The organism is Deltaproteobacteria bacterium (genome assembly GCA_016223005.1).
In the GTDB taxonomy this organism is placed as follows: domain Bacteria; phylum Desulfobacterota; class GWC2-55-46; order UBA9637; family GWC2-42-11; genus JACRPW01.
In genome coordinates, this window is sequence record JACRPW010000049.1 from 1,027 (window position 1) to 2,610 (window position 1,584).

Genomic DNA, 1,584 nt, shown 5'->3' on the forward strand with positions numbered 1-1,584 from the left:
AACTGCTCCAGCAGTTGCAGAAAAATTAAAAACACAAAATATTGATGCGGTTCTTTTAACCCCCGGCTGAGGCCTCTGCAATCGGTCCGTGGGGCTGATACAAAGAGAGATAGAAAAATACGGCATCCCGTGCATAAGCATATCAATAGCCCGCAAGTTCACTGAAGAAATCAAACCGCCGCGCGCTGTTTTTCTAAGATGGCCTCTTGGGCATCCTCTGGGAGAACCATACAATGTCAAACAGCAGATGATTGTTTTAAAAAAGGCATTTGAGGCTTTAATGAATATAAAGGAACCTGGAGCCATCATAGACCTTAATTACAGATGGAGAAGGCATGAAGATATGGGATAGAAATGTTTTGACAAAATCTTTTTCAAGTGTTTATAATACAAAACAAATACCTTTTTGGGTAGTCTTAACATTCCATTTCTGTGATGAAAAAAAGCGCATTATTATTTGTCCTTCTATTGTTTTTTTGCATATCTCCCTCCAATTCAATATCTGAGGACAGCAAGACAATTCTGCAATATAAAAAGGCCTTGGAAGCCGACCCGGGAAACACAGAGGTGCGGTATTTACTTGGAATGGCCCAGTTAAAGGCAAGAGATTATCAAGCTGCCATTGAAAATCTTAATATTGTCCATGAGGCCGGAAAAGAGGATGCCCGCCTTATATTCGGCATTGGATTTGCTCATCAGAACCTCGGGCAATTGGACGACGCCCTTGTTTACTATCAAAAAGTAAAGGGGATGACAGGCGCAGCCGGGGCATTAAAAGAGGAATTATCATCAGGTTTTTTTAATCTTGGACTTGAATATCATGAGAAAAAGGAGTTGGACAAGGCAATTGATCAGCGGCAAAGGAGTTTGAAAATATACTTAAGATAATGCCGGGTTATGAAAAGGCAAGATATTATCAATGCTACATAAGATACGCTGAGGGAGACATTTATAATGCCGGCAGCTGCTTGGCCGGATTGAAAGGCCTTAAGGAGCAGCAGGCGCAGGAGGGCGCCGGGATTATCCTTTTCAATATCGGCATTGTGCTGCAGGACAATGGAGATTGGAATGGTTCTATAAGGGCGCTAAAGGATGCGATATTTTTCAGGCCTGGAGATATAGAACAACATCTATACCTTGGCAAGGCATATATTGAAACAAAGGACTATGACAATGCCCTTCTCGGATTTCAGGAGGCATGGAGGCTTGACCCTATGAGCAAGGATGCTGAAGCGGGCGCAGCCATGGCCTCTGACAAGGCGCTCAGGAATCATTTGCGGGCAGGCAAGGACTACCTCAACGCAAGGGAGTTTCAAAAGGCGATAGAGGAATTTGACAAGGTCTTAGCTGTTGAACCAAACCATAAAGAGGCTGTTGATGCAAAAGAAAAGGCGGAAGGAGAGCTGAGGACAGTCCTTATTCAGACAGAAAAGAAAAAACAGGATGCCGTAGGGCAGCGGATCAGGATTGCAAGAGAGGCGTTGAAGGCAAATGAATATAACAAGGCTATTGCGAGCTACAGTTCAGCGCTTAAGCTTGATAAAGACAATCAGGAGGCTCTCCGCGGCCTGCAGAAGGCCAAAT

At 43.9% G+C, this 1,584-nt stretch carries 3 protein-coding genes; all 3 read left to right on the forward strand.

Annotated elements, in window-relative coordinates:
- Positions 1-88 precede the first annotated feature (88 nt).
- Positions 89-352 carry a hypothetical protein gene (locus HZC45_05950; protein MBI5682692.1) on the forward strand — a complete coding sequence of 88 codons (264 nt, stop codon included), beginning with the start codon at positions 89-91 and terminating at the stop codon, positions 350-352.
- A gap of 188 nt (positions 353-540) precedes the next feature.
- Positions 541-888 (forward strand): tetratricopeptide repeat protein, encoded by a 348-nt coding sequence (locus HZC45_05955; protein MBI5682693.1) that lies wholly within the window; start codon positions 541-543, stop codon positions 886-888.
- Positions 889-977: 89 nt separating this feature from the next.
- Positions 978-1,584: tetratricopeptide repeat protein (locus HZC45_05960; protein ID MBI5682694.1), on the forward strand; the 607-nt coding region annotated here is incomplete at its 3' end.